Below are 26,950 nucleotides of genomic sequence, written 5' to 3'. Positions count from 1 at the left end.
GGTAAATAAACTTATACATACTGGAAACATCGCAGAGATAGTCTATAGTCATTAAGCATTAAAATTTGCGCCTTAGAACTGTTGGACCGATTGTGGTACCGCAAGGGCGAGAATAAAGCAGGAGACAACAATGAAAATTTTCCAACGGTACAACCCACTTCAGGTGGCGAAGTACGTGAAGATCCTGTTCCGTGGACGGTTATATATCAAGGACGTTGGCGCTTTTGAATTTGATAAGGGCAAGATCCTTATCCCAAAAGTGAAGGACAAACTGCATCTGTCAGTGATGTCCGAAGTTAACCGTCAGGTTTTGCGTCTGCAGACAGAGATGGCTTAACCAAAGTGCTATGCAGTAGTTAAAAAAACGGCTCCCGATGGGAGCCGTTGATGTTTCCGGAAGACGCTATTAGGCCTTCGTCTCTTCTCTGGCATCCGGCAGCTTCGGCGTCAGCGTACTCGCTTTGTTATCCAGGCGCGTCACCAGCAGTTGATCAATACGATAGTTATCGATATCCACCACTTCGAACTTATAGCCTGACAGCTTCACCGAGTCGGTACGTTTCGGGATCTTACGCAGCATAAACATCATAAAGCCGCCGATGGTTTCGTAGTTGCCAGACTGCGGGAACTCGTCGATATCCAGCACACGCATCACGTCATCGATTGGCGTACCGCCGTCAATCAGCCAGGAGTTCTCGTCGCGTGCCACAATCTGCTCTTCCAGACCCTGACCGACCAGATCGCCCATCAGCGTGGTCATCACATCATTGAGTGTGATGATCCCCACCACTAACGCGTATTCGTTCATGATCACCGCGAAATCTTCGCCAGCGGTTTTAAAGCTTTCCAGCGCTTCAGAGAGCGTCAGCGTGTCCGGCACAATCAGCGTATTACGGATCTGCACGCCGCTGTTCAGCGCCATGCTCTGGTTTGCCAGTACGCGGTTAAGCAGATCTTTTGAATCCACGTAGCCGATGATGTGATCGATATCTTCGTTACAGACCAGGAACTTTGAATGCGGATGCTCCGCCACCTTGTTCTTCAGGCTCTGCTCGTCTTCATGTAAATCAAACCAGATCACATTCTCGCGTGATGTCATGGAGGACGGCACGGTGCGGGATTCCAGTTCGAACACGTTTTCGATCAGCTCATGCTCTTGTTTGCGCAGGACGCCCGCCAGCGCACCGGCTTCAACCACCGCATAGATATCATCGGAGGTGATGTCATCTTTACGTACCATCGGCAGTTTAAAGAGGCGAAAGATAACGTTCGCCAGCCCGTTAAAGAACCAGACCAGCGGGGTGAAGATAAACAGACAGAAGCGCATCGGGTTGATGATACGCAAAGCCACAGCTTCTGGCGCAATCATACCGATGCGTTTCGGGGTTAAGTCCGCGAACAGAATGAACATGCCAGTCACCAGCGAGAAGGAGAGGATAAAGCTCAACTGCTCGGAGAGTTCAGGCGACAGGTATCTGGAGAACAGGCTGTAAAAAGCCGGAGAGAATGCGGCGTCACCGACGATACCGCCCAGGATGGCAACGGCGTTAAGACCAATTTGCACCACGGTAAAGAACATCCCGGGGTTTTCCTGCATCTTTAGCACGCGTTGGGCATTGAGATTGCCCTCATCGGCCAGCAGCTTAAGTTTAATTTTGCGTGAAGCGGCAAGTGAGATCTCAGATATCGAGAAGAACGCACTCACGGCGATCAGGCAGAGTATGACCAAAATACTGTTTAACATATCTTATCTGACCGTACCGGTCAGATCCTCGGAAGGGAGAAGTTGATACTCGTTGTCTTTCGAACTGCGGGGGCGTTGACTGCATTCATTCACCCCGGTTGCATCGTTTTCTATGCTCCCGGCGATGTCCGTCACCGAAGGCCGCCTTCGGCCGTTCAAATTCGTTCCGGACGAATTTGTCACAGCGCTGCCGCCTTCCTGCATCCCGAAATTCATTGAGTATAAATCCATGTGGTAAATCGTATTGAAAACCGGCTCGTGGAAGTGAGCCGGTAATTTCAGAGGCTAGTATAGCGTAAGGTACTGTAAAGCCGCCAGAGGGTTAATTTTCCGCTACGGCTGAGCGGGATTTCGCGCGAGATTGGATAACGCCGTTCTGCTCCAGCACCAGGCCAACGATCATAATAGCCAGAGCCACGGTACTTTTTACGCGTCAGTACCATGACGCCTGCGAAGATCCTCTCCCGCAGCGCGAAGTATTGAGAGCATAACTGCCCTGTTTTTTTCAGGCGAAATGCTTATTTCTCCAGATTAATCCAGCGGCGTAATTGCGACGACCGGTAAATAGCATCGACGATTTGCAATGATTGTGCCGCTTCGTTAATCCCGCACCAGCGACCGGCAGCGGGATTTTCGATGGCTGCGTAAAACTGACGAATAGCCTGCTGGTGGCCCACCCCCCAGTAGCTTTTCCCGCTACCGTCCGGGGGGACGTCGCTTGCCAGCTTCTGGCGTGTACCGTCGCGGACCCGCCATAGTTCGTTCCCTTCAAGTTGCAACGTTCCTTTCTCACCGTGAATTTCCAGCTGGAGGGGGGAGTTCGCGGTGTGGCAATTGCTGGCGTAAAACAGCCCGCGAGCCCCGTTGCGAAAGGCGAATGTGGCCATTGCGCTGTCTTCGCCCTCAATCACCTCAGCCAGCCAACTGCTGTCGACCACCCCTTTTACCCGCACGACACCCTGACCAAACCACTGCATCAAATCCAGGGTGTGAATGGCCTGGTTGATCAGCAGGCATCCGCCCTCGGTCGCGTGTTGCCCACGCCATGGGCTGTCGGTGTAATAGCTATCCGTTCGTGACCACGTCAGCACCGCTTTGATGGCAAGCATTTTGCCAATCGTGTCCGCTTGTAGCTGCTGGCCGATCGCAATACTGGTGGGGTTCAGCCGGTTCTGGTAACAGATGCCCAGAATTCCTGACGCATCCAGCGTTGCGGTCTGGATTTCAGCCACATCCAGCGCGCTCATCACCGCCGGTTTTTCACAAAAGACCTGCTTTCCTGCCGCCAGTGCGGCCAGGATCATCGGTTTGTGTCGGTCATGGGGCGTACAGATATGCACGACGTCAATGGCGTCATCCAGCAACATCTCGTGGTAGTTATGATAGAAATGACAGCCGTACAGGGCGGCGAGCTGCCGCCCTCTGTTGACGTCCGTCTCCGCAATGGCGCGCAGTGAGACGTTGGGCAGCTGTTTTAGCGCCTCAACGTGCGTGGCGTGGATCGCGCCACAGCCGATGATGGCAGCGTTCAGGGTTTTCATCGTACCTCCCGTCAGATGCGCGCATTTGCCAGCATCTGTGCTTTGACGCAAAGCTCGGCGGCTTTGAAGGTGTGTGCCTGGGTCATGGCGTTCTCGGTGCGACAAATGCAGTCGAGGATCAGCTCGCCAAAGAACGGAAAGCCCACTTTCCCTGCGACCGGATAACGGAATTCTCCTTCTTTATTAACCAGATAAACGACATCCTGCTCGCCACGCGTGATATCGACATACTTGCGGATTTCGATATACCCCTCGGTGCCGAGCAGCGTCAGACGGCCATCGCCCCAGGCGCTGAGTCCCTCCGGTGTAAACCAGTCGCAGCGGAAATAGCCGGTTGCGCCGTTGTCGCCGGCCAGCATGGCATCACCAAAATCTTCAAACTGCGGATACTGCGGATGGTTCACGTTGCGCGCCTGGCTTGCGACCACGCGCGCCTCGCTGTTACCGGTGTAAAACAGAAATTGTTCAATCTGGTGGCTACCGATATCACAAAGAATGCCGCCGAAATAACGACGGTCATAAAACCAGTCCGGGCGACCGGTACCCTCGCGATGCGGCCCGGTCCCCAGGGTTTGCATGACCTGGCCAATTGCGCCCTGTTTCACCAGTTCACCGGCGAAAACGGCGCTTTCCACATGCAGACGTTCACTGTAGTAGACCGCATACTTGCGCCCGGTTTTCTCCACCATCATTTTGGCGTCTTCCAGCTGTTCGAGCGTGGTCAGCGGCGCTTTGTCGGTGAAATAGTCTTTCCCTGCGGACATCACTTTCAGCCCCAGCGCACAGCGTTCCGACGGGACTGCCGCCCCGGCGACCAAATCCACCGCGGCATCATTCAGAATGGTTTCCAGCGTGTCTGCCGCCTGCACCTGTGGGTACTGCTGTAGAAATTTATCCACCTTTGACGGGTCGGGATCGTAAACCCATTTCAGCATGGCACCGGCTTCAATCAGCCCGTTGCACATGCCGTAGATATGCCCGTGATCGAGGGCAGCGGCGGCAATCACAAATTCACCTGCTTTCACGACCGGCTGAGGTTTACCGGTCGGGGCATAGTTCATTCCATCTTTCTTGTTCATTCTGTCACTCCTGAATCTGAATCTTTACCCGGAGGGATGGCGCCCACTTCTGCAAAATGGCTCACGGCGGCGGATTTCTGATAAAAATGCGGGGCTTTTTCGAGGATGTTGCCGGTGACGACAATGGCAATATTCAACATGATTTTCTCCTTAGCGTTGCCAGCTACCGGAAGCGTCCAGCGTGCGGCTGGCGGTATTTTTCTCGACCGATGACGCAATACGCTCCTGCAGCAACTGCCAGTAGTGCTGTTCATTGACTGGCAGTTCAACCCAGTCGTCGGTCCAGGTGGAGAGATGCATGGCGTTAGAGAGCGTCAGGCCGCGAATGCCTTCCAGACCGGGAGCGATAAGCGGCTCGCCGTGCAGGATTGCCGCGGTGAAATTGCGGGTGATGACATGGTGTTCGCTGCATTCTGGCGCCGTGGGGATGTTCACCTCCCAACACTCCGGCTCGCCAAAACCGTTTTGCCAGCGGGCGTTGAATTCCGTTTCGGATTCGCGCAGTCGCCAGAAGCGCAGGCGACCGTCTTCCACCACCACTTTGCCGCGATCGCCCGTGATTTCCAGCCGGTTTGTCCCAGGTGTTTCCGCGACGGTGGTGATGAAGACGCCGGTCGCACCGTTGGCATACTCCGCGTAAGCGGTCACCTCGTCTTCCACCTCTATCTGGCGATGCTTACCAAACTGGCAAAAGGCACGCAGTCGCACCGGCATACCGACCAGCCATTGCCAGAGATCGAGCTGATGAGGATCCTGATTGAGCAGAACGCCGCCGCCTTCGCCTTTCCAGGTGGCACGCCAGCCACCGGAGTTGTAATAGCTCTGTGATCGATACCAGTTAGTAATTATCCAGTTAGAACGGCGTATTTCGCCCAGTTCGCCGCTGTCGATCAGCTCTTTGACCTTCTGGTACAGCGGATTGGTGCGCTGGTTGTACATCATGCTGAACACCACGCCGCTCTCAAGCGCGCAGGCGTTCATCTCATGAACCTGAGCGGTATACACCCCGGCAGGTTTCTCGCACAGCGTATGGATACCCAGGCGCATCGCCATCATCGACAGCGCCGGATGATCGTAGTGGGGCGTCGCGACGATCGCGGCGTCAATCAAACCGCTCTCCAGCATTTCACGCGCGTCGTGAAAGAGTGCCACCTCTTCGCCGATCCGCTGGCGGATTGCCGTATGTTTGTCGGCGTTGTTATCGCAGACTGCGGTGAGCACCGCCTCTGGTACCGTACCTGCCAGCAGGTAGCGGGCGTGATGGGAACCGATGTTCCCAACGCCAATAATGCCAAAACGTACTTTTTTCATGTCATGCCTTATTCAGGAGAAATGAGGGATAACCGGAACATAAGAAACGCCTGGATTATCGACAATGTGATTTTGTGAGAACGGTTGCAGGCCGGAGAATAAGATCGTACGTAAAGCAAAAAGGCGTTTTAGAATCAATCGCCTGGGTCTGCAAAAATTTGCAAAGATAGATTGCGAGCGAGGTCACAGAATGTCGGGCAAGCTGAAAATGGACGAAATTGCGGCCTTAACGGGTTTTTCGGTCAGCACGGTTTCAAGAGTATTGAGCGGGAAGTCCTACACCAGCAATAAAGCCCGCGAGGCGATAGTGAAATGCGCACGACAGTTGGGCGTTCTCGACTCGCTGGCCAGTGGCCGACTGCTCATTAACGGGATTGCGGTGTTCGCCCCGCAGCGCACCTTTACCGCGCAGGGGGACGCCTTCTACCTCGAAGTCACCCGTGGGATAGCAGAAGCGGTTGCCCCACATGATGTCTGGCTGACGTATTGCGGACTGGAGGAGCAGCGGGCGGATATCAACGTCTTTCTGGAGAAAGCCAGTAATAAAAACATTAACGCCATCATCATGATTGGAATTGATGATCCGACAGTTCACAAGCTGGCACAGTCGCTGGGGAAACCGTGCGTTCTGATCAATTCACAAGACAGGGAAGGCTTGCTTGACGCGGTTTCACCGGATCACCGGGCGACAGGCAATCTGGCCGCGCAGTATCTGTTTGAGCAGGGGCATCGGCGGATCCTCAATGTCACAAGCCTGCGGCGGGAGACGCTGTACTGGCGTCTGGAAGGAATAAAAGAGATCTATCGTCAGTATCAGATCCCGTTCGATAACACACGCGATCTGCTGGTGACGGAAGGGTTTTCGCAGGCAGAGTCGGGAAGTGCTGTCGATGACTGGTTGCGCAATACGCCGCGTGACGCGTGGCCGGAGGCAATCTTCTGCGCCGGGACGTCGATGTCGACCGGTATCCGTAGCGTGCTGGAAAAGAAAGGCATATCCATCCCCGAAGAGATGTCGCTGATGACGACGGATGTGCAGGAGCTGGACGCGCATACTGTCGCCGCGGTAAGCAGTATCACCATCCCCTGCCGGGCACTGGGCGTGGAGGCGGTACATCTGCTGCAAAACCGTCTTAATCGTCCTTCTGCCCCGGTGTTTAACCTGCTGCTGAAAGGGAAAGTTGCGGAAAGAGGCACGGTCGCCCGGGCAACGCGACATGCGGCGCGGGTGACCGTAACACGTTAATGCCGGATGGCGCTGTCGCATATCCGGCTGACGGAACCGTGGCTTGCCATCAGGCAAGAGTCATTCATCCGTTTGGCGGCAGGCAGACGCCAATACCACCGATACCGCAGTAGCCGTAGGGGTTTTTGTGCAGATACTGCTGGTGATCGTCCTCAGCATAGTAGAACGGCGCGGCGTTGCTGATTTCCGTGGTGATGCGGCGATCGTCGCCTGCGGCAGTCATTGCGGCCTGAAAGCGCTCGAAGCTGGCGCGGGCAGCGGCATCCTGTTCGGGCGTTAATGGATAAATGGCCGAACGATACTGGGTGCCGTGGTCATTGCCCTGTCGCATACCCTGCGCCGGGTCATGGTTTTCCCAGAAGACCTGTAGCAGTTGCTCATAACGGATGACGGCAGGGTCGTAAACCACGCGTACCGCTTCGGCATGTCCGGTTTCGCCGGAACAGACTTCGCGGTAGGTTGGATTAGGGGTATAACCGCCCGTGTAGCCTGCCGCCGTGCTGTAAACGCCGGGGAGCTGCCAGAACAGTCGCTCCACCCCCCAAAAACAGCCCATGGCAAAAATGGCGATTTCCATCCCCTCTGGTACGTTGGTCATGGAGTGCTCGTTCACGGCATGTAGCGTTGCTACGGGCATCGGGGTGTTGCGTCCGGGTAGCGCATCTGCCTGTGAAATCAGATGCTTTTTATCAAATAAACTCATGGTAGCGTTCTCCCGAAAATCCGTCGTTGGCGTTAAGGTTGTAACAAGACGCGTATTTGCACACAATAACAGTTACGAATACGTCTAAAGTAAACATAAGAAATATTTGGGGTGTCGTCTGTTTTTCAATCCCAATTGTTGGGTTTTTGTTAAGCCGTGGAAAGGCATAATATTTGTTTTCCAGGGGTGGAAATAAGGGATATTCAGGAGAAAAAGTGCCACATATCCGTCAGTTATGCTGGGTCAGCCTGCTGTGCTTAAGCGGCGCAGCGAATGCAGCGAACGTTCGTTTGCAGGTAGAAGGATTATCGGGTGAGCTGGAGAAAAACGTCCGTGCGCAGCTGTCTACGATCCAAAGCGACGAAGTTACGCCCGATCGGCGGTTTCGCGCACGCGTTGATGATGCTATCCGCGAAGGCCTAAAAGCGCTGGGTTACTACCAGCCCACCATTGATTTTGATTTACGCCCGCCTCCGGCGAAAGGGCGCCAGGTTCTGGTGGTCAACGTGACGCCGGGCGAACCGGTGCGCATCGGCGGGACTGAAGTCATTTTACGCGGCGGCGCGCGTACCGACAGCGATTATCTGGATCTGCTGAAAACGCGTCCGGCGACAGGTACGGTACTCAATCACGGGGACTATGACAGTTTTAAAAAGTCATTAACCAGCGTGGCGCTACGTAAAGGGTATTTCGACAGCGAATTCAATAAGAGCGAACTGGGCATCGCCCTCGATCGCCATCAGGCGTTCTGGGACATTGATTATGACAGCGGCGAGCGCTATCGCTTTGGTCATGTCTCCTTTGAGGGATCGCAGATTCGGGATGAGTATCTGCAAAATCTGGTGCCGTTTAAAGAGGGCGATGAGTACGAATCGAAAGAGCTGGCGGAGCTGAACCGCCGTCTCTCCGCTACCGGCTGGTTCAACTCTGTGGTTGTCGCGCCGGAATTCGATCAGGCGCGCAAAACGAAAGTCCTGCCGCTTAAAGGCGTGGTTTCCCCACGCACTGAAAACACGATTGAAACCGGGGTGGGCTACTCAACCGACGTTGGGCCACGCGTGAAGGCGACGTGGAAAAAGCCGTGGATGAACTCCTTGGGTCACAGCCTGACCACCAGCGCCAGCATCTCGGCACCGGAGCAGCAGCTCGATTTCAGCTATAAAATGCCGCTGCTGAAGAATCCACTGGAGCAGTATTACCTTGTGCAGGGTGGCTTTAAGCGTACCGATCTCAATGATACAGAACAGGACTCCACCACCCTTGCGGTCTCACGTTACTGGGATCTCTCCAGCGGCTGGCAGCGGGCTATCAACCTGCGCTGGAGCTTTGACCACTTTACCCAGGGCGAAGTGACCAATACCACAATGCTGCTTTATCCGGGGGTGATGATCAGCCGGACGCGTTCGCGCGGCGGCCTGATGCCGATATGGGGCGACTCTCAGCGTTACTCTGTTGATTACTCAAATACCGCCTGGGGATCAGATGTTGATTTCTCCGTTTTTCAGGCACAAAACGTCTGGATACGTACGCTGTACGATCGCCATCGCTTTGTGATGCGCGGTAACCTGGGGTGGATCGAGACCGGCGATTTTGACAAAGTCCCGCCGGATCTGCGCTTTTTCGCCGGGGGCGATCGCAGTATCCGTGGCTATAAATACAAGTCTATTTCACCCAAATACAGTAACGGCGATCTGAAAGGCGCCTCGAAGCTGGCGACGGGATCGCTGGAGTATCAGTACAACGTGACCGGAAAATGGTGGGGAGCGATGTTTGTCGATAGCGGTGAAGCGGTCAGCGATATTCGTAAGAGCGATATTAAAACCGGCGCCGGGGTGGGCGTACGCTGGCAGTCGCCGGTCGGGCCGATCAAGCTCGATTTCGCCGTTCCTGTCGGTGACAAAGATGAACACGGTTTACAGTTTTATATCGGTCTGGGGCCTGAATTATGAGTTTATGGAAGAAGATAAGCCTCGGCGTACTGGTTTTTATTCTGCTGCTGTTGGGTACGGTGGCGTTTCTGGTGGGAACGACCAGCGGCCTGCATCTGCTGTTCAAGGCGGCAAATCGCTGGGTTCCGGGTCTGGAAATAGGGCAGGTAACCGGCGGCTGGCGTGATTTATCGCTGAAGAATATCCGTTACGACCAGCCCGGCGTGGCGGTCAATGCGGGCGAAATTCATCTGGCTGTCGGTCTTAACTGTTTGTGGAACAGCAGTCTGTGCGTTAACGACCTGTCTCTGAAGGATATTAACGTTGCCATCGACAGCAAAAAGATGCCGCCTTCCGGGCCGGTGAAGGAAGAGGAGAGCAGCGGCCCGCTAAATCTTTCGACGCCGTATCCCATCACGCTCTCACGGCTGGCGCTCAACAACGTCAATATCAAAATCGATGACACCACTGTTTCAGTGATGGATTTTACCTCCGGCCTGAACTGGCAGGATAAAAACCTGACGCTGAAGCCCACGTCGCTGCAGGGGCTACTGATTGCGCTGCCGAAAGTCGCGGAGGTTGCGCAGGAGCAGGTGGTTGAGCCGAAGATTGAAAATCCACAACCCGATGAAAAACCGCTCGGCGAAACGCTGAAAACGCTGTTCTCAAAACCGGTGTTGCCGGAGATGACGGATGTCCAGTTGCCCCTTAATCTCAATATTGAGGCGTTTAAGGGGGAACAGCTGCGCGTGACGGGCGACACCGATCTGACGGTGTACAACATGCTGCTGAAGGTGAGCAGTATCGACGGTAACATGACGCTGGACGCGCTGGACATCGATTCTGACCAGGGCACCGTCAATGCGACCGGCACGGCGCAGCTGACCAACAGCTGGCCGGTCGATATCACGCTCAACAGCACGCTGAACGTCGAGCCGCTGAAAGGCGAAAAGCTGAAGCTGAAGGTGGGCGGTGCGCTACGCGAACAGCTGGAAGTGGGGGTGAATCTCTCCGGTCCGGTGGATATGGATCTGCGCGCCCAGACGCGCCTGGCTGAGGCCGGATTGCCGCTGAATATTGAAGTGGTCAGTAAACAGGTTTACTGGCCGTTCACTGGTGATAAACAGTTCCAGGCTGATGATATCAAGCTCAAGCTTACCGGCAAGATGACGGATTACCGGCTATCGATGCACACGGCGGTGAAAGGGCAGGATATTCCTCCGGCGACCATCACGCTGGACGCCAAAGGTAACGAGCAGCAGATTAATCTCGACAAACTCAGCGTGGCGGCGCTGGAGGGGAAAACGGAGCTGAAGGCTCTGGTGGACTGGCAGCAGGCGATCAGCTGGCGTGGTGAGCTGACGCTGGATGGCATCAATACGGCGAAAGAGGTGCCGGACTGGCCATCGAAGCTCAATGGTTTGATTAAAACCCGCGGCAGCCTGTATGGCGGAACCTGGCAGATGGAGGTGCCGGAGCTGAAGCTAACCGGTAACGTGAAGCAGAACAAAGTCAATGTTAACGGGACGCTGAAGGGCAACAGCTATATGCAGTGGACCATTCCGGGGCTACATCTGGAGCTGGGGCCAAACAGCGCTGAGGTGAAGGGCGAGCTGGGCGTGAAAGATCTCAATCTTGACGCCGCTATTGACGCGCCAGGGCTGGACAACGCGTTGCCGGGGCTTGGCGGCACGGCAAAAGGGCGGGTAAAAGTGCGAGGTACCGTCGATGCGCCGCAGCTGCTGGCGGATATCTCGGCCCGTAATCTGCGCTGGCAGGCGCTTTCTGTGGCGCAGGTGCGGGTGGAAGGCGACGTGAAATCGACCGACCAGATTGCCGGTAAGCTCGACGTGCGCGTTGAGCGGATTTCGCAGCCTGACGTCAATATCAACCTGGTTACCCTCAACGCCAAAGGCAGTGAAAAGCAGCATGAACTGCAGCTGCGCATTCAGGGCGAGCCGGTTTCCGGCCAGCTGGATTTGGCAGGCAGCTTTGACCGTAAAGAGGAGCGCTGGAAAGGGACGTTGAGCAACACGCGCTTCCAGACGCCGGTCGGTCCGTGGTCGCTGAACCGCGCCATCGCGCTGGATTACCGTAATCAGGAGCAGAAAATCAGTATTGGGCCGCACTGCTGGGCGAACCCGAATGCAGAGCTGTGTGTCCCGCAGACGATTGATGCGGGCGCGCAAGGACATGCGGTGGTCAATCTCAACCGCTTTGATCTGGCGATGTTAAAGCCGTTTATGCCAGAGGCGACTCAGGCCAGCGGCGTCTTTAGCGGTAAAGCGGACGTCTCGTGGGACACCACCAAAGAGGGGCTGCCGCAGGGTAACGTCACGCTCTCAGGGCGTAACGTCAAGGTGACGCAGATCGTCAATGACGCGCCGTTACCGGTGGCGTTTGAGACATTAAACCTGAGCGCCGATCTGCACAATAACCGCGCCCAGTTGGGCTGGCTGATTCGCCTGACCAACAATGGACAGCTGGACGGGCAGGTACAGGTGACCGATCCGCAGGGGCGACGCAATCTGGGCGGCAACGTCAACATCCGTAATTTCAACCTGGCGATGGTCAACCCCATTTTCTCGCGCGGCGAGAAAGCGGCGGGGATGCTGAACGCCAGTCTGCGTCTGGGCGGCGATCTCCAGGGACCGCAGCTGTTTGGTCAGCTACAGCTTAACAATCTGGATATCGACGGTAACTTTATGCCGTTTGATATGCAGCCCAGCCAGCTTGGGATCATCTTCAACGGCACGCGCTCGACGCTGGCGGGCGTGGTACGCACGCAGCAGGGGCAGATCAACCTCAGCGGCGATGCTGACTGGAGCCAGATTGATAACTGGCGCGCGCGCGTGGCGGCGAAAGGCAGCCGGGTGCGGATCACCGTACCACCGATGGTGCGGCTGGACGTCTCGCCGGACGTGGTCTTCGAGGCCACGCCGAGCCTGTTCACTCTGGATGGTCGTGTGGATGTGCCGTGGGCGCGCATCGTGGTACATGATTTGCCGGAAAGCGCGGTGGGTGTCTCCAGCGATGAGGTGATGCTCAATAACGATCTCCAGCCGGAGAAGCCGCAGACTGCCTCAATTCCGATCAACAGTAACCTGATTGTGCATGTGGGCAACAATGTGCGCATCGATGCGTTTGGTCTGAAAGCGCGCCTGGCGGGGGATCTGAAGGTTGCACAGGATAAGCAGGGGCTGGGGCTGAACGGACAGATCAATATTCCGGACGGGCGTTTCCATGCCTATGGTCAGGATCTGATTGTGCGAAAAGGCGAGCTGTTATTCTCCGGTCCGCCGGATCAGCCATTACTCAATATCGAAGCTATTCGTAACCCGGATGCTACAGAAAATGATGTTATCGCTGGTGTTCGCGTCACGGGGACGGCGGACGAACCGAAGGCGGAGATCTTCTCCGACCCGGCAATGTCGCAGCAGGAAGCGCTCTCTTATCTGTTACGAGGGCAGGGGCTGAACAGCGATCAGAGCGACAGTGCGGCGATGACCTCAATGCTTATTGGCCTGGGGGTTGCACAAAGTGGTCAGATTGTGGGTAAAATCGGGGAGACGTTTGGCGTAAGCAATCTGGCACTGGACACGCAAGGGGCGGGTGATTCCTCTCAGGTGGTGGTCAGCGGGTACGTACTGCCAGGTCTGCAGGTGAAATACGGCGTGGGTATATTTGACTCATTGGCAACGCTCACGTTACGTTATCGCCTGATGCCTAAGCTATATCTGGAAGCGGTGTCTGGCGTAGATCAGGCACTGGATTTGCTCTATCAGTTTGAGTTTTAGCAATGCGAATATTTGTCTACGGCAGTTTACTAACCAAACAAGGCAACAGCCACTGGATGACCAATGCCCTGTTGCTGGGAAATTTCAGTATCGATAACTACCAGTTGTACAGTCTGGGCCACTATCCAGGCGCGGTTCCGGGGAACGGAACGGTACACGGTGAAGTTTATCGTATTGATAACGCGACGCTTGCCGAACTGGATGCCCTGCGCACCAGAGGCGGAGAGTACGCACGCCAGCTGATCCAGACGCCGTACGGAAGTGCATGGATGTATGTGTACCAACGTCCGGTTGAAGGATTAACGCTAATCGAAAGCGGTAACTGGTTAGACAGAGACCAGTACTGACACAAACGCGCCACCTTCGGGTGGCGTTGTTTTATGCGGTGCCAACCTGTCGTCCTGGAGTGTCAGGACGTATTTATCCCTTTCTTCATCGCCCCAAAATTTGGCGTTCTGGTTTTACCGTATTAATCGATATGGTCAATGGGAGAAATATTATTATATTCAATTAAGAGGTGCTTCGATATCAAGCATTCAGCTTCGTGTTATAAAAAACCAGATAGATAAAGAAACAATATCTGTCAATTATGATTATCTCCTCAGTAAACACCTGATAAGTGCAATGAGAAAACATATAAATACAGCAGGCACTGTGAGGATAAAAGGGAAATATCGATGGGAAAAAGATGTTTATCATTACTTCAACCCATCAACGAATCTTGATGTTATGGTTGATGTTGACGGGAATTTCATATCCGAGGAGCAGGAAAGTTTCTTTGCAACAAAGCCTGAACTGAAACTAATCGTATATACTCGCCATACTTCACGTTGCAGATGCGTTGGCTTTGTTACCCGGTCCATCCCTGGGCCTCGCCCCTTCGGGGCCAGCGCAAGCGCTGTTCAAAACGACGACGCGTTTTGTCCCGCAGCTCGAATTATTTAGAGTATAGATTAATATCAAATAAAAGCCCCTCATAAAACGAGGGGCTTCAATAGGTTATGCCAACCTTAGAAAACGAACTTATTTCTTCGCCGCGCGCTCGAAGGACGCCACGATTTCAGCTTTCGCCGCTTCAGCGTTGTCCCAGCCGTCAACTTTCACCCATTTGCCCGCTTCGAGATCTTTGTAGTGCTCGAAGAAGTGAGTGATCTGCGCTTTCAGCAGTTCCGGCAGGTCGTTCACATCTTTAATGTGATCGTACTCTTTGCTCAGCTTGGTGTGCGGTACCGCAACCAGCTTCGCATCTTCACCGGATTCGTCGGTCATTTTCAGTACGCCAACCGGACGGCAACGAATCACTGCACCCGGCTGGAGCGGGTACGGCGTTGGGACCAGCACGTCAACCGGATCACCGTCCAGGGACAGGGTGTGGTTGATGTAACCGTAGTTGCACGGATAGAACATCGCGGTGGACATGAAGCGGTCAACGAACAGTGCGCCGCTCTCTTTGTCGACTTCGTATTTGATCGGATCTGCGTTCGCCGGGATCTCGATAACTACGTAGATATCTTCCGGCAGATCTTTACCCGCTGGGACGTTGAGTAAGCTCATGTCTGTTTCCTTTAACTGTGTCGTAAACAAGTGGCAAGTATTATAGCCATCTCACGGCGAAAGTCTTCGCCTGTTTTCGCCATTCTCCTTTCCGCGATGTCATTTTCAGACGCCTTCCGCAGCAGAAAAATCCATAACTTCAGCCGCATGTTTCATAAGGTCATGGAAGCGATTACAAACTTGTGATTAACGTTTTATTTACTTTTTTGAAGTGTGATGTAACGCAATCTGTTACATGTTCGATTGTCTATAGTTTTCCGCGACGGTTTGTTAATCAACAATGATCACCCGACGAGGATGCACTTATGTGGAAGCGCTTACTTTTAGTTACAGCAGTTTCGGCAGCTATGTCATCTATGGCAATCGCTGCCTCCTTAACCGTAGGATTTTCGCAGGTTGGATCGGAGTCCGGCTGGCGCGCCGCTGAAACCAATGTGGCGAAAAGCGAGGCCGAAAAGCGCGGCATTACGCTGAAAATCGCCGACGGTCAGCAAAAGCAGGAAAACCAGATTAAAGCCGTGCGTTCCTTTGTCGCTCAGGGTGTGGATGCGATTTTCATCGCGCCGGTCGTGGCGACAGGCTGGGAACCGGTATTGAAAGAAGCCAAAGATGCTGAGATTCCGGTCTTTCTTCTCGACCGTTCTATTGATGTTAAAGACAAATCTCTCTATATGACCACCGTTACCGCTGACAACGTGCTGGAAGGCAAACTTATCGGCGACTGGCTGGTGAAAGAGGTCAATGGTAAGCCATGTAACGTGGTTGAGCTGCAGGGTACCGTTGGCGCCAGCGTAGCAATCGACCGTAAGAAAGGATTTGCTGAAGCCATCGCCAAAGCGCCGAACATCAAAATCATCCGCTCTCAGTCCGGTGACTTTACCCGCAGTAAAGGTAAAGAGGTGATGGAGAGCTTTATCAAAGCGGAAAACAACGGCAAGAATATTTGCATGGTTTACGCCCATAACGATGACATGGTGATTGGGGCAATCCAGGCGATTAAAGAAGCCGGTCTGAAGCCGGGCAAAGATATCCTCACCGGCTCCATCGACGGCGTACCGGATATCTATAAAGCGATGATGGACGGCGAAGCGAACGCCAGCGTGGAGCTGACGCCGGACATGGCGGGTCCGGCTTTCGACGCGCTGGAAAAGTTCAAAAAAGACGGCACGATGCCGCCGAAGCTGACCATCACCAAATCAACCCTGTACCTGCCTGATACTGCCAAAGAAGAGTTAGAGAAAAAGAAAAACATGGGCTACTAAGCCCTTAACGTGAGGGAAAAGTGCCGGATGGCGCTTCGCTTATCCGGCAGCCTGATACAGGGGGATCACATGACCGATGAACGACACCTGGAAATCCTCCGTACCGAGGGATTAAGCAAGTTCTTTCCGGGCGTGAAGGCGCTGGATAACGTCGATTTTAGTCTGCGTCGTGGTGAAATCATGGCGCTGCTCGGTGAAAACGGTGCCGGGAAATCGACGCTCATCAAAGCGTTGACGGGGGTTTACCATGCCGATCGCGGTACGATCTGGCTGGAAGGGCAGGCCATCTCACCAAAGAATACTGCACATGCGCAGCAATTGGGCATCGGCACGGTGTACCAGGAGGTGAACCTCCTGCCGAACATGTCGGTGGCGGATAATCTGTTTATCGGACGTGAACCCCGGCGTTTTGGTCTGCTGCGGCGTAAAGAGATGGAAAGGCGTGCCGCGGAGCTGATGGCTTCTTACGGTTTTTCACTGGACGTGCGTGAGCCGCTTAACCGTTTTTCGGTTGCGATGCAGCAGATTGTCGCCATCTGTCGGGCTGTCGATCTCTCCGCGAAGGTGCTAATCCTCGATGAACCTACCGCGAGCCTCGATACGCAAGAGGTTGAGATGCTGTTCGGGTTGATGCGTCATCTGCGCGATCGCGGCGTCAGCCTGATCTTCGTCACCCATTTTCTCGATCAGGTGTATCAGGTCAGCGATCGGATCACCGTGTTACGCAATGGCGGCTTTGTGGGGTGTCGTGAAACCGGCGAACTGCCTCAGATAGAGCTGGTAAAAATGATGCTCGGGCGTGAGCTGGATACCCACGCCTTGCAGCGTGCGGGTCGTACTTTACTCAGTGACAAACCGGTTGCCGCATTTAAAGATTTCGGTAAGAAGGGAACGATCGCCCCGTTCGATCTGGACGTGCGCCCAGGTGAGATCGTCGGTCTGGCGGGATTGCTTGGATCGGGACGTACCGAAACGGCAGAGGTTATCTTCGGCATAAAACCCGCCGACAGCGGCGGCGCGTGGATCAAAGGCAAGGCGCAGACGTTGCGATCGCCGCATCAGGCTTCCTGCCTGGGGATCGGCTTTTGCCCGGAAGACAGAAAAACAGACGGCATTATTGCCGCCGCGTCGGTGCGGGAAAATATCATTCTGGCATTGCAGGCCCAGCGCGGCTGGCTGCGACCAATCCCGCGCAAAGAACAAAACGACATCGCCGAACGTTTCATCCGCCAGTTGGGAATACGCACGCCCGGCCCGGAGCAACCTGTTGAATTTCTCTCCGGCGGCAATCAACAAAAAGTCCTGCTGTCGCGCTGGCTGCTGACCAAACCGCAGTTTCTGATCCTCGATGAACCTACGCGTGGAATTGACGTGGGGGCGCACGCTGAGATCATCCGCCTGATCGAAACGCTGTGCGCCGATGGCCTGGCGTTACTGGTGATCTCGTCCGAACTGGAAGAGCTGGTGGGCTATGCGGATCGGGTCATTATTATGCGCGATCGCAAGCAGGTGGCGGAGATCCCGCTGGCTGAACTGTCCGTTCCGGCGATCATGAACGCCATTGCGGCATAAGGAGAATCGTGTGATGCCTCAATCTCTCCCGCAAACCACGCCGCCAGAACGACGCTTCCGCTGGCCGACAGGTATGCCGCAGCTCGTGGCATTGCTGCTGGTGCTGCTGGTGGACAGCCTGGTGGCGCCGCACTTTTATCAGGTTGTGTTGCAGGATGGCCGTCTGTTTGGCAGTCCTGTTGATATTCTCAACCGGGCCGCGCCCGTTGCGCTGCTGGCAATCGGCATGACGCTGGTGATCGCCACCGGTGGCATCGATCTTTCTGTTGGCGCCGTCATGGCGATTGCGGGGGCGACCACGGCCGCAATGACCGTCGCCGGGCACAGCCTGCCGGTGGTGCTGCTCGCCGCGCTGGGGAGCGGGATCCTCGCCGGACTGTGGAACGGTATTCTGGTGGCGATCCTTAAAATCCAGCCGTTCGTCGCCACGCTGATCCTGATGGTGGCAGGGCGCGGCGTGGCACAGCTGATCACCTCAGGGCAGATTGTCACCTTTAGCTCGCCGTCTCTTTCCTGGTTTGGCAGCGGCTCGCTGCTGTTGTTTCCGACGCCGGTGATGATTGCCCTGTTAACCCTGGTGCTGTTCTGGGGGCTGACCCGCAAAACGGCGCTGGGCATGTTTATTGAAGCGGCGGGAATCAACATCCGGGCGGCGAAGAACGCCGGGGTGAACACCCGTATTGTCGTCATGCTGACCTATGTGCTGAGCGGCCTGTGCGCGGCGATTGCGGGCATTATTGTGACGGCGGATATCCGCGGGGCGGATGCCAACAACGCCGGACTCTGGCTGGAGCTGGACGCCATTCTGGCGGTGGTGATCGGCGGTGGCTCGCTGATGGGCGGGCGTTTCAACCTGGCGCTGTCGGTGGTTGGCGCGCTGATCATTCAGGGGATGAACACCGGTATTTTGCTCTCCGGTTTTCCGCCGGAACTGAACCAGGTGGTCAAAGCCGTGGTGGTGCTTTGCGTGCTGATTGTGCAGTCCCGGCGCTTTATCAGCCTGATAAAAGGAGTGCGTGGCCGTGTTAAAACGTAACTTACCGTTAATGATTACTCTCGGGGTGTTCGTGCTGGGCTATCTGTACTGCCTGACGCAGTTTCCCGCTTTCGCCTCCACGCGCGTTGTCTGCAATATTCTGACCGATAATGCTTTTCTGGGGATTATCGCCGTTGGGATGACCTTTGTGATCCTCTCCGGCGGTATCGATCTTTCCGTCGGTTCGGTCATTGCCTTCACCGGCGTCTTCCTGGCAAAAGCGATTGGCTTCTGGGGGATTTCACCGCTGCTGGCCTTCCCGCTGGTGCTGGCGATGGGCTGCGCGTTCGGGGCGTTTATGGGGCTACTGATCGACGCGCTGAAAATTCCGGCGTTCATTATCACACTTGCGGGGATGTTTTTCCTGCGCGGGGTGAGCTATCTGGTTTCTGAAGAGTCGATCCCGATCAACCATCCCGTCTATGACGCCCTTTCGAGCCTGGCGTGGAAAATTCCCGGCGGCGGGCGTCTGAGCGCAATGGGGCTGCTGATGCTGGCGGTCGTGGTGGCGGGTATCTTTCTCGCCCACCGCACGCGATTTGGCAATCAGGTTTATGCCATTGGGGGGAATGCGACCTCCGCGAATTTGATGGGGATTTCCACCCGTAGCGCCACAATTCGTATCTATATGCTTTCAACCGGGCTGGCGACGCTGGCCGGGATTGTTTTTTCCATCTACACCCAGGCGGGCTATGCGCTGGCGGGCGTGGGGGTCGAGCTGGACGCTATTGCCTCGGTGGTTATCGGCGGCACATTACTCAGCGGCGGGGTTGGCACGGTGCTGGGAACGCTGTTTGGTGTGGCAATTCAGGGGCTGATCCAGACCTATATTAATTTCGACGGCACGCTCAGTTCATGGTGGACGAAAATCGCCATCGGCATTTTACTTTTTATTTTCATTGCATTACAGCGCGGGCTGACGGTGCTTTGGGAGAACCGCCTGAGCTCGCCGGTGACGCGTATTTCTGCGTCAGAAAGTCAGCGCTGACCCAGGTTTGCCGACGCAGTCCAGGACAGGGCAGGGGGTTTTTGCTACAGTGCCTGTTTTACGGTTAACGGGTTGGATATGGCTTCATTAAAGGATGTTGCGCGCCTCGCGGGAGTGTCGATGATGACCGTCTCCCGGGTGATGAATAATGCGGAATCAGTGCGTCCTGCAACGCGTGACAGCGTGTTGCAGGCGATCCAGACCCTGAACTATATTCCCGATCTGTCTGCCCGTAAGATGCGCGCGCAGGGACGTAAACCCTCAACCCTCGCCGTGCTGGCGCAGGATACCGCCACCACGCCTTTCTCTGTGGATATCCTGCTTGCCATTGAGCAAACTGCCAGCGAATTTGGCTGGAACAGCTTTCTGATCAATATCTTCTCTGAAAATGATGCAGCCAGGGCGACGCGGCAACTTCTGGCTCACCGTCCGGATGGCATCATCTATACCACGATGGGGCTGCGTCATATTACGTTGCCTGAGGTGCTGCACGGTGAAAATATCGTCCTGGCGAATTGCGTGGCAGACGATCCTGCGCTGCCCTGCTATATCCCCGATGACTACACTGCGCAGTACCAGGCGACCGAGTATGCGATCGCGGCCGGTTATCGCCAGCCGCTATGCTTCTGGCTCCCGGAAGATGCGCTGGCTACCGGTTATCGCCGCCGGGGTTTTGAACAGGCCTGGCGTGACGCCGGACGGGATCCGGCAGGGGTGATGCAATGTCATATGGCAATGGGGGACGATCATTACACCGATCTTGCGGATTTGCTGGATGCACAGCTTCAGTCCGGCAAACCCGGCTTTGATGTACTGATCTGCGGTAACGATCGCGCCGCCTTCGTGGCCTATCAGGTGCTTCTGGCAAAAGGGGTCCGCATTCCGCAGGATGTCGCCGTGATGGGGTTTGATAATCTGGTCGGTGTAGGGCATCTGTTTTTACCGCCCCTGACCACAATTCAGCTTCCGCACGACATTATCGGCAGGGAGGCGGCATTGCATGTGATTGAAGGGCGTACCGGCGGCGGTCAGAAACGGATCCCTTGTCCGCTGCTGATCCGTTGTTCCGCCTGATAACGCGTTATCCCAGCTGCCAGAGCGCGCCTTTTATCAGCGTGGCCTCACCATGAGCGGCGTAGAGTGACAGTTCACGCGCATCTGGCTGCGGATAGATCCGGCTGCTCATTACCGCGTCCCCCTCGTTAATGAATACTTCCACGGATGACGTATCGATAAATATCCTCAGCGCGAGCGTGTCACCTTGCGGGAGGGGAAGACTGCGATAGCCATCTATGTTCTCTTGTGGGTAGTACCGCCAGAGGATAAGCCGCTGTGCCTGATTGTCGACATAAAGCCGCATTCCGCTCCCGAGTTGCAGCCCATAATGTTCAGCATTGCTGCGCTGAAGATCCCACTGCAATTGAATTTCAACCGCTTGCGCGTTCTCCTGCAAAATGGATGTGCTGCTCACTTCGCCAGCCGGGAGTGGCTGATGCTGTTGGCGTAACGTCCCGGCTTCGCGAACCGGGCGCTGAATGAGTTTGCCGTTGCTCTCTGACAATTCCCGCGCCAGCGTCATACAACCCGACCAGCCTTCACGTTTTGATGGCATGGAGGATTCCCACATATCCATCCAGCCGATAATAATGCGTCTGCCATCTTTAGCGAAAAAGCTTTGCGGCGCATAAAAATCATGCCCATGATCAAGCTCAGTAAACGGACCCGACTGTGCGAAGATCTGCCCAGGCGACCATACACCCGGTATCACGCCGCTCTGAAAGCGGTTCCGCTTGCGATAACCCTCCGCCTGCATTCCCTGGGGGGAAAACATCAGATAATGGCGCTCCCCGAGGCTGAAAAAGTCCGGGCACTCCCACATATAGCTTTCGCCAGCGTCAGCATGGGCCATCACGCGCTCGAAGGTCCATTCACGTAAAGATTTGCCGCGATAAAGCAGGATCTGCCCGGTGTTGCTAGGATCTTTCGCGCCTACCACCATCCACCAGCTATTGGCTTCACGCCATACTTTGGGGTCACGGAAATGCATGATTCCTTCTGGTGGGGTGAGCACCACGCCCTGTTTCTCGAAGTGGATCCCATCCCGGCTGGTGGCCAGACATTGCACCTCGCGAATCGCACTGTCATTGCCTTCCCCGGCAAGCCAGACGTGGCCGGTGTAGATGAGCGACAGCACGCCGTTGTCATTTACTGCGCTGCCCGAGAAGCAGCCATCTTTGTCTTCCTCATCTCCCGGGGCCAGGGCGATCGGCTCATGTTGCCAGTGGATCATATCTTCACTGGTGGCGTGCCCCCAATGCATCGGTCCCCAGTGCTCGCTCATCGGGTGATGCTGATAAAACGCGTGATAGCGGTCGTTAAACCAGATCAGACCGTTGGGATCGTTCATCCATCCTGCCGGAGGCGCGAGGTGAAAGTGGGGATAAAAGGTATTTCCCCGGCGGGCACGAAGCTTTTCCAGCGCATCTTGCGCCGCATGTAAACGAGATTGCGTCATCTTACATCATCCTGGTTCAGCAAATTTGCTGAATTGTTAACGTTAACTTTCTAAAAAATAAAGTCCCTTATTTCTCTAAATGTGATGATATCCGCAAATGTTAACGTTAACTATGCGGTTTTGTGATCAAACAGGCATGTCGGCGCAAATTGACAACGCATTTCTTAAAAAGCGGTTTATCAATGTGCGTAAGCAAGATGAAGTGAGGAATAAACATGTCAGCCAAAGTATGGGTTTTAGGTGATGCGGTCGTGGATCTCTTGCCTGAAGCGGATGGACGATTACTGCCTTGCCCCGGAGGCGCACCGGCTAACGTTGCGGTAGGGATCGCCAGATTAGGAGGATCAAGCGGCTTTATTGGCCGGGTGGGAGACGATCCCTTTGGGGCGTTAATGCAACGAACGCTCGCCGCGGAAGGCGTCGACACCACACAGTTGAAGCAGGATGAATGGCACCGGACATCCACCGTGCTGGTCGATCTGAACGATCAGGGCGAGCGCTCATTTACATTTATGGTCCGCCCCAGCGCAGATCTGTTTTTAGAATCAACAGATTTACCCCAGTGGCGACCGGGCGAATGGTTACATCTCTGTTCTATCGCCCTGTCCGCTGAACCTTCACGGAGCTGCGCATTTACCGCCATGACTGAGTTACATCGTGCCGGGGGATTTGTCAGCTTCGATCCGAATATTCGGGACGATCTCTGGCAGGACCCACAGCTGCTGCGTTTGTGCCTGTTGCAGGCGCTCCAGCTTGCGGATGTGGTGAAGCTCTCACAGGAAGAGCTGTCGTTCATCAGCGGGGAGGATGACAGCGATAGCGTTATTTGCGCTCTGGCGGCAGAACATAAAATTACGCTATTGCTGGTGACAAAAGGCGCCGAAGGCGTGGTGGTCTGTTACCGGGGAGAGGTTCACCATTTTTCCGGGATGTCCGTGACCTGTATTGACAGTACCGGAGCGGGGGATGCGTTTGTTGCCGGATTATTGGCCGGTTTATCCGCGACGGGCTTTCCGATTCAGGAGGGTGAATTACCGCAACTTATAGACCGCGCCCAGCGTTGTGGCGCGCTCGCGGTGACGGCTAAAGGTGCAATGACTGCGCTGCCATGTCGACAAGAGCTGGAACAGTTTCGGTAAACATAAGGCGTTTTTTGCCTCTGAACAGGACGTGAATTCACTTAACGACAGGCAGGTAATCATGGTACTGAACATTCCCTTCAGAAATGCGTACTACCGTTTTGCATCCAGTTACTCATTTCTTTTTTTTATATCCTGGTCATTGTGGTGGTCGCTGTATGCCATTTGGTTAAAAGGGCATCTGGGCCTGACGGGGACAGAATTAGGCACGCTGTACTCGGTCAATCAGTTTACCAGTATGCTGTTTATGGTCACCTACGGCATCATTCAGGATAAGCTCGGCCTGAAGAAACCCCTTATCTGGTGCATGAGTATTATCCTGGTGCTGACCGGGCCGTTCATGATTTACGTTTATGAACCGTTATTACAAAGCCATTTCTCCGCGGGGCTGATTCTGGGATCGCTCTTTTTTGGCCTGGGGTATCTGGCTGGTTGTGGTTTGCTTGACAGCTTCACCGAAAAAATGGCGCGGAGTTTTAATTTCGAATACGGTACCGCCCGCGCCTGGGGGTCTTTTGGCTATGCCATTGGCGCATTTTTTGCGGGCATCTTTTTCAGTATCAATCCCCATATCAACTTCTGGCTGGTTTCGCTGTTTGGCGTCGCGTTCATGATGATCAACATGCGCTTTAAAGACCAGCAGCAGCGCGTAGCGACTGAGGCAGGCGGAGTAAAAAAAGAGGATTTTATCGCGGTCTTTAAAGATCGTAACTTCTGGATCTTCGTCCTGTTTATTGTGGGAACCTGGTCTTTTTATAACATTTACGACCAACAGCTTTTTCCGGTGTTCTACGCAGGCCTGTTTGAATCTCACGATGTCGGAACGCGTGTATATGGTTATCTCAACTCGTTTCAGGTGGTGATTGAAGCATTGTGCATGGCGATGATCCCCTTCTTTGTGAATCGGGTTGGGCCAAAAAACGCGTTGCTGATTGGCGTGGTGATTATGATGCTGCGCATCCTCTCGTGCGCCCTGTTCGTGAATCCCTGGGTCATTTCGCTGGTGAAGTTACTGCATGCCATCGAGGTCCCGCTTTGCGTCATCTCCGTCTTCAAGTACAGCGTGGCGAATTTTGATAAGCGGCTGTCCTCGACTATCTTCCTTATCGGCTTTCAGATTGCCAGCTCACTGGGCATTGTTTTGCTTTCGACACCCATAGGGATTCTGTTTGACATGGCAGGCTACCAGACCGTGTTTTTCGCCATCTCGGGTATCGTCTGCTTGATGCTGCTGTTCGGCGTTTTCTTCCTGAGTAAAAAACGTGAGCGGCCAACGCTGGAACCTTCTCTCAATTCAGCGACAGAAGCGTAAACTTTTTCCGGTTGTTGTCGATAGTTTCTCTATATCCCTACAACCGGAAAGATAACAATGCCAAAATCACTCTCCATTCGGACCAGTTTGCTGGTTTTACTCTCCCTGCTTTCTCTGCTCTTGTTGCTGACGTGCAGCATGGGGATCTACGCTTCCACACGTATCATTACCTCCTGGATCTATTATGCCGTCATGACCGGGGCAACGCTGGGGGCCATCATCCTGCTGGGGCTGATATGGTTTATGTTGCGTAATAAGCTTCTGAAACCGCTTGATAATGTCGTTGAGCAGCTGGAATGTCTGGCGACGGGGGATCTGTCTGTAACGGTGAGCCGGTTTGCCAGCACGGAGTTTAATCGCCTGAATTCCGCGCTCGAAGAGATGCGCGCCGCGCTAAGTAAATCCGTGATGCGCGTGCGTGACGCCAGCGCGCAAATTGATACCGGCAGTCGGGAGTTGACGGCGGGTAACCAACACCTGGCACAGCGTACGGAATCGACCGCCACTTCGCTGGAGGAGACCGCCGCCAGCATGGAAGAGCTGACCGCAACGGTAAAACAAAATGCGGAAAATGCTAACCAGGCGCACCAGCTGGCACAGTCGGTTTCAGACACTGCCGATCGCGGTAGCGAGATGGTGTGTTATGTCATTGAGAAAATGCGCGATATTGCCGGAAGTTCGCACCGGATTGGCGACATACTGAGCGTGATAGATGGTATTGCCTTCCAGACCAATATTCTGGCGCTGAACGCCTCCGTTGAGGCGGCGCGTGCGGGTGAACAAGGGCGCGGTTTTGCCGTGGTGGCGGGAGAGGTTCGTAACCTGGCCAGCCGCAGCGCCGAGGCGGCGAAGGAGATCCGCACGCTGATTAGCGATTCACAGTCGCAGGTGGGAGAAGGGAGCGATCTGGCGATACAGGCCGGCGAAACGATGGATGAGATTGCCAACGAAGTGATGCGCATGACGAAACTGATGCGGGAAATCGCCAGTGCGTCTCAGGAACAGAGTCGCGGCATTGAACAGGTCAATATTGCGGTAAGTCAGATGGATGAGACGGCACAGCAGAACGCGGCGCTGGTACAACAATCTTCGGCGGCAACCCGCTCGCTGGAAGAACAGTCGCATGCGTTAATGGCGGCGATGGCCTCGTTTAAGTTGCAGACGGCCTGATGTGAATCGCCGGATAAGCGTCAGCGTTATCCGGCATAGCGAATTACGCGTCCGGGAACTCGCGGATAAAGCGTTCAACGTCCTCAACCATGTGGTTGTTACCGACGAAGAACGAGCGGCGCTGGTGCAGGCTTTCCGGGGTAATATCCAGGATGCGCTCTTTACCATCGCTCGCTCTGCCGCCCGCCTGTTCTGCGAGGAAAGCCATTGGATTGCACTCATACAGCAGACGCAGTTTCCCTTCCGGGTGGCTGGCGGTGCTTGGGTAGAGATAAATCCCGCCTTTCAGCAGGTTACGGTGGAAGTCCGCAACCAGAGAGCCGATATAGCGTGAGGTGTACGGGCGGTGTGTGGAAAGGTCTTCTTCCTGGCAGAATTTAATGTACTTCTTCACGCCATTGGGGAATTTAATGTAGTTACCTTCGTTGATGGAGTAGGTCTTGCCGATCGAAGGGAAGCGCATACGCTCCTGGCTGAGGCAGAATACGCCCAGCGACGGATCGTAGGTAAAGGCATGAACGCCGCAACCGGTGGTGTAAACCAGCATGGTTGAGGAGCCGTACACCACATAGCCCGCAGCCACCTGTTTATTGCCCGGTTGCAGGAAATCTTCTTCCGTTACCGGCGTACCAACAGGCGTTACGCGACGATAGATAGAGAAAATAGTACCGACAGAGACGTTAACATCGATGTTGGACGAGCCATCAAGAGGATCCATCAGCACCACGTATTTTGCGTGTTCACACCCTTCAAAGACGACGATTTCATCTTCTTCTTCAGAGGCTATGCCCGCCACAATATCGCGCGCCCTGAGTGCAGCTTTCAGTTTTTCGTTCGCGAACAGGTCGAGTTTCTGCTGAACTTCGCCCTGCACGTTCTCAGCACCGCTGGCACCCAGGATATCGACCAGACCGGCCTTATTGATATCACGGTGGATGATCTTGGCGCCCAGTTTTATTGCCGATAACAAAGCAGTCAGCTCACCGGTTGCATGAGAGAACTCGTGCTGCTTTTCGACAATAAATTCACCTAACGTTTTCATAACACTTTCCC

General features: G+C 54.7%; 22 protein-coding genes and 1 pseudogene. 14 read left to right on the top strand and 9 right to left on the bottom strand.

What is annotated here, in order from left to right; translation table 11 throughout:
* Nucleotides 1–130: 130 nt before the first annotated feature.
* Nucleotides 131–337: a DUF1107 domain-containing protein gene (locus C3432_RS16565; protein WP_002886707.1), complete on the top strand. Its 207-nt coding sequence runs from the start codon at nucleotides 131–133 to the stop codon at nucleotides 335–337.
* Between the two features lie 69 nt (nucleotides 338–406).
* Here C3432_RS16565 and C3432_RS16560 read toward each other — a convergent pair whose 3' ends face one another.
* From C3432_RS16560 to C3432_RS16545, 5 genes are all read right to left on the bottom strand, one after another.
* On the bottom strand, nucleotides 407–1,744 hold the full coding sequence (locus C3432_RS16560) for a hemolysin family protein (protein WP_103777645.1): 1,338 nt from the start codon (nucleotides 1,742–1,744) through the stop codon (nucleotides 407–409).
* A gap of 518 nt (nucleotides 1,745–2,262) precedes the next feature.
* Entirely contained in the window at nucleotides 2,263–3,285 is a 1,023-nt protein-coding gene (locus tag C3432_RS16555) for a Gfo/Idh/MocA family protein (RefSeq protein ID WP_103777644.1), read from the bottom strand.
* 11 nt (nucleotides 3,286–3,296) lie between these two features.
* Nucleotides 3,297–4,364, bottom strand: a complete 1,068-nt coding sequence (locus C3432_RS16550; RefSeq protein WP_103777643.1) for a Gfo/Idh/MocA family protein — start codon at nucleotides 4,362–4,364, stop codon at nucleotides 3,297–3,299.
* Nucleotides 4,361–4,504, bottom strand: a complete 144-nt coding sequence (locus C3432_RS27715) for a hypothetical protein (protein ID WP_181012949.1) — start codon at nucleotides 4,502–4,504, stop codon at nucleotides 4,361–4,363. The genes C3432_RS16550 and C3432_RS27715 overlap by 4 nt, the downstream gene beginning before the upstream one ends.
* Before the next feature lie 10 nt (nucleotides 4,505–4,514).
* A complete protein-coding gene (locus C3432_RS16545) occupies nucleotides 4,515–5,675 on the bottom strand; it encodes a Gfo/Idh/MocA family protein (protein ID WP_103777642.1) in 1,161 nt (386 codons plus the stop codon).
* A 190-nt stretch (nucleotides 5,676–5,865) separates the two neighbouring features.
* Here C3432_RS16545 and C3432_RS16540 point away from each other — a divergent pair, with 190 nt between their 5' ends.
* Nucleotides 5,866–6,921, top strand: a complete 1,056-nt coding sequence (locus tag C3432_RS16540) for a LacI family DNA-binding transcriptional regulator (protein WP_103777641.1) — start codon at nucleotides 5,866–5,868, stop codon at nucleotides 6,919–6,921.
* Nucleotides 6,922–6,985: 64 nt separating this feature from the next.
* On the opposite strand, the gene msrA is transcribed toward C3432_RS16540, so the two are convergent.
* Entirely contained in the window at nucleotides 6,986–7,624 is a 639-nt protein-coding gene (gene msrA / locus C3432_RS16535; RefSeq protein WP_103777640.1) for a peptide-methionine (S)-S-oxide reductase MsrA, read from the bottom strand.
* A gap of 215 nt (nucleotides 7,625–7,839) precedes the next feature.
* Between msrA and tamA the strand changes: the two genes are divergently transcribed.
* From tamA to C3432_RS28240, 4 genes and pseudogenes are all read left to right on the top strand, one after another.
* The gene (tamA, locus tag C3432_RS16530; protein ID WP_103777639.1) at nucleotides 7,840–9,573 is read left to right on the top strand and encodes an autotransporter assembly complex protein TamA; all 1,734 of its coding nucleotides are present in this window, start codon (nucleotides 7,840–7,842) and stop codon (nucleotides 9,571–9,573) included.
* Entirely contained in the window at nucleotides 9,570–13,349 is a 3,780-nt protein-coding gene (tamB, locus tag C3432_RS16525; protein WP_103777638.1) for an autotransporter assembly complex protein TamB, read from the top strand. The genes tamA and tamB overlap by 4 nt, the downstream gene beginning before the upstream one ends.
* 2 nt (nucleotides 13,350–13,351) lie before the next feature.
* Nucleotides 13,352–13,696 carry a gamma-glutamylcyclotransferase family protein gene (locus C3432_RS16520; protein ID WP_103777637.1) on the top strand — a complete coding sequence of 115 codons (345 nt, stop codon included), beginning with the start codon at nucleotides 13,352–13,354 and terminating at the stop codon, nucleotides 13,694–13,696.
* A gap of 100 nt (nucleotides 13,697–13,796) precedes the next feature.
* Nucleotides 13,797–13,970, top strand: a pseudogene (locus C3432_RS28240) (type VI secretion system tube protein TssD); the annotation flags it as partial.
* Nucleotides 13,971–14,372: 402 nt separating this feature from the next.
* Here the strand turns inward: C3432_RS28240 and ppa are convergent.
* Nucleotides 14,373–14,903: an inorganic diphosphatase gene (ppa, locus tag C3432_RS16510; protein WP_036111433.1), complete on the bottom strand. Its 531-nt coding sequence runs from the start codon at nucleotides 14,901–14,903 to the stop codon at nucleotides 14,373–14,375.
* A 305-nt stretch (nucleotides 14,904–15,208) separates the two neighbouring features.
* Here ppa and ytfQ point away from each other — a divergent pair, with 305 nt between their 5' ends.
* From ytfQ to C3432_RS16485, 5 genes are all read left to right on the top strand, one after another.
* The gene (gene ytfQ / locus C3432_RS16505; protein ID WP_103777635.1) at nucleotides 15,209–16,165 is read left to right on the top strand and encodes a galactofuranose ABC transporter substrate-binding protein YtfQ; all 957 of its coding nucleotides are present in this window, start codon (nucleotides 15,209–15,211) and stop codon (nucleotides 16,163–16,165) included.
* 69 nt (nucleotides 16,166–16,234) lie between these two features.
* The gene (gene ytfR, locus C3432_RS16500) at nucleotides 16,235–17,737 is read left to right on the top strand and encodes a galactofuranose ABC transporter, ATP-binding protein YtfR (RefSeq protein ID WP_103777634.1); all 1,503 of its coding nucleotides are present in this window, start codon (nucleotides 16,235–16,237) and stop codon (nucleotides 17,735–17,737) included.
* Between the two features lie 13 nt (nucleotides 17,738–17,750).
* Nucleotides 17,751–18,773 carry a galactofuranose ABC transporter, ATP-binding protein YtfT gene (gene ytfT, locus C3432_RS16495; RefSeq protein WP_146050959.1) on the top strand — a complete coding sequence of 341 codons (1,023 nt, stop codon included), beginning with the start codon at nucleotides 17,751–17,753 and terminating at the stop codon, nucleotides 18,771–18,773.
* Nucleotides 18,760–19,761: a galactofuranose ABC transporter, permease protein YjfF gene (gene yjfF, locus C3432_RS16490; RefSeq protein WP_103777886.1), complete on the top strand. Its 1,002-nt coding sequence runs from the start codon at nucleotides 18,760–18,762 to the stop codon at nucleotides 19,759–19,761. The genes ytfT and yjfF overlap by 14 nt, the downstream gene beginning before the upstream one ends.
* 78 nt (nucleotides 19,762–19,839) lie before the next feature.
* Nucleotides 19,840–20,835 (top strand): LacI family DNA-binding transcriptional regulator, encoded by a 996-nt coding sequence (locus C3432_RS16485; protein ID WP_103777632.1) that lies wholly within the window; start codon nucleotides 19,840–19,842, stop codon nucleotides 20,833–20,835.
* A 7-nt stretch (nucleotides 20,836–20,842) separates the two neighbouring features.
* Here C3432_RS16485 and cscA read toward each other — a convergent pair whose 3' ends face one another.
* On the bottom strand, nucleotides 20,843–22,276 hold the full coding sequence (cscA, locus tag C3432_RS16480; RefSeq protein ID WP_103777631.1) for a sucrose-6-phosphate hydrolase: 1,434 nt from the start codon (nucleotides 22,274–22,276) through the stop codon (nucleotides 20,843–20,845).
* Between the two features lie 215 nt (nucleotides 22,277–22,491).
* Here cscA and C3432_RS16475 point away from each other — a divergent pair, with 215 nt between their 5' ends.
* The 3 genes from C3432_RS16475 to C3432_RS16465 all read left to right on the top strand — a co-directional run bounded on the left by C3432_RS16475 (nucleotide 22,492) and on the right by C3432_RS16465 (nucleotide 25,897).
* Nucleotides 22,492–23,415, top strand: coding sequence for an aminoimidazole riboside kinase (locus tag C3432_RS16475; protein WP_103777630.1), 924 nt, complete (start codon nucleotides 22,492–22,494; stop codon nucleotides 23,413–23,415).
* A 61-nt stretch (nucleotides 23,416–23,476) separates the two neighbouring features.
* Nucleotides 23,477–24,727, top strand: coding sequence for an oligosaccharide MFS transporter (locus C3432_RS16470; RefSeq protein ID WP_103777629.1), 1,251 nt, complete (start codon nucleotides 23,477–23,479; stop codon nucleotides 24,725–24,727).
* A gap of 57 nt (nucleotides 24,728–24,784) precedes the next feature.
* Complete coding sequence (locus C3432_RS16465) at nucleotides 24,785–25,897, top strand: methyl-accepting chemotaxis protein (RefSeq protein ID WP_103777628.1); 1,113 nt, start codon at nucleotides 24,785–24,787, stop codon at nucleotides 25,895–25,897.
* Nucleotides 25,898–25,940: 43 nt separating this feature from the next.
* Here the strand turns inward: C3432_RS16465 and fbp are convergent, their stop codons facing one another.
* The gene (gene fbp / locus C3432_RS16460; RefSeq protein ID WP_103777627.1) at nucleotides 25,941–26,939 is read right to left on the bottom strand and encodes a class 1 fructose-bisphosphatase; all 999 of its coding nucleotides are present in this window, start codon (nucleotides 26,937–26,939) and stop codon (nucleotides 25,941–25,943) included.
* Nucleotides 26,940–26,950 lie beyond the last annotated feature (11 nt).

This window comes from Citrobacter amalonaticus (genome assembly GCF_002918555.1).
Classification (GTDB): Bacteria; Pseudomonadota; Gammaproteobacteria; order Enterobacterales; family Enterobacteriaceae; genus Citrobacter_C; species Citrobacter_C amalonaticus_A.
Note: the sequence above shows the minus strand (reverse complement) of the source record. Positions and strands in the feature narration are given on the sequence as shown.

Coding starts and splice junctions, on each gene's coding strand:
- C3432_RS16565 (WP_002886707.1), top strand. CDS start 131: ATGAAAATTTTCCAACGGTACAACCCACTTCAGGTGGCGAAGTACGTG.
- C3432_RS16560 (WP_103777645.1), bottom strand. CDS start 1,744: ATGTTAAACAGTATTTTGGTCATACTCTGCCTGATCGCCGTGAGTGCG.
- C3432_RS16555 (WP_103777644.1), bottom strand. CDS start 3,285: ATGAAAACCCTGAACGCTGCCATCATCGGCTGTGGCGCGATCCACGCC.
- C3432_RS16550 (WP_103777643.1), bottom strand. CDS start 4,364: ATGAACAAGAAAGATGGAATGAACTATGCCCCGACCGGTAAACCTCAG.
- C3432_RS27715 (WP_181012949.1), bottom strand. CDS start 4,504: ATGTTGAATATTGCCATTGTCGTCACCGGCAACATCCTCGAAAAAGCC.
- C3432_RS16545 (WP_103777642.1), bottom strand. CDS start 5,675: ATGAAAAAAGTACGTTTTGGCATTATTGGCGTTGGGAACATCGGTTCC.
- C3432_RS16540 (WP_103777641.1), top strand. CDS start 5,866: ATGTCGGGCAAGCTGAAAATGGACGAAATTGCGGCCTTAACGGGTTTT.
- msrA (WP_103777640.1), bottom strand. CDS start 7,624: ATGAGTTTATTTGATAAAAAGCATCTGATTTCACAGGCAGATGCGCTA.
- tamB (WP_103777638.1), top strand. CDS start 9,570: ATGAGTTTATGGAAGAAGATAAGCCTCGGCGTACTGGTTTTTATTCTG.
- C3432_RS16520 (WP_103777637.1), top strand. CDS start 13,352: ATGCGAATATTTGTCTACGGCAGTTTACTAACCAAACAAGGCAACAGC.
- ppa (WP_036111433.1), bottom strand. CDS start 14,903: ATGAGCTTACTCAACGTCCCAGCGGGTAAAGATCTGCCGGAAGATATC.
- ytfQ (WP_103777635.1), top strand. CDS start 15,209: ATGTGGAAGCGCTTACTTTTAGTTACAGCAGTTTCGGCAGCTATGTCA.
- ytfR (WP_103777634.1), top strand. CDS start 16,235: ATGACCGATGAACGACACCTGGAAATCCTCCGTACCGAGGGATTAAGC.
- ytfT (WP_146050959.1), top strand. CDS start 17,751: ATGCCTCAATCTCTCCCGCAAACCACGCCGCCAGAACGACGCTTCCGC.
- C3432_RS16485 (WP_103777632.1), top strand. CDS start 19,840: ATGGCTTCATTAAAGGATGTTGCGCGCCTCGCGGGAGTGTCGATGATG.
- cscA (WP_103777631.1), bottom strand. CDS start 22,276: ATGACGCAATCTCGTTTACATGCGGCGCAAGATGCGCTGGAAAAGCTT.
- C3432_RS16475 (WP_103777630.1), top strand. CDS start 22,492: ATGTCAGCCAAAGTATGGGTTTTAGGTGATGCGGTCGTGGATCTCTTG.
- C3432_RS16470 (WP_103777629.1), top strand. CDS start 23,477: ATGGTACTGAACATTCCCTTCAGAAATGCGTACTACCGTTTTGCATCC.
- C3432_RS16465 (WP_103777628.1), top strand. CDS start 24,785: ATGCCAAAATCACTCTCCATTCGGACCAGTTTGCTGGTTTTACTCTCC.
- fbp (WP_103777627.1), bottom strand. CDS start 26,939: ATGAAAACGTTAGGTGAATTTATTGTCGAAAAGCAGCACGAGTTCTCT.